Source organism: Clostridioides sp. ZZV15-6598 (assembly GCF_020657705.1).
Lineage (GTDB): Bacteria > Bacillota > Clostridia > Peptostreptococcales > Peptostreptococcaceae > Clostridioides > Clostridioides difficile_F.
Map to the genome: position 1 here is coordinate 1 of NZ_JAGWCS010000348.1, position 375 is coordinate 375.

Below are 375 nucleotides of genomic sequence, written 5' to 3' on the forward strand. Positions count from 1 at the left end.
TATATTACCCCCTATTTTATTTTAAATGTTCTGTATGAACTTATATTTGTATATTTTTCTGCTATATCAGGCATTTCCTCTCTAAGTTTTTTAGTGTCAATGGACCTTTTAGTAGCTCCTTTCCAAGTTATTATTCTTCCATCTAATGTAGCTAACTCAAACTCTCTCATTTCGCTTTGTATTTCTTGTTCTATTAGTTGCTTCTCTCCTTTTAGTTCTTTCATTTGTGAAACTATTTCATCATATCTTTTTAACTTTGAAATACCATCTTCAAGTAGATTTAGTTCTACTTTCTCTTTAACTGAGTCTTTATATCTTGCTTTTAGAAATTCACTATAAGCATCTGAACCATCAGGAATTGGTAATATATCTTTT

General features: G+C 29.1%; 1 pseudogene. It reads right to left on the bottom strand.

Features of this window, described 5'->3' with window-relative positions:
• Positions 1-11: 11 nt before the first annotated feature.
• A pseudogene (locus tag KGF50_RS21980) lies at positions 12-375 on the bottom strand (hypothetical protein); the annotation flags it as partial.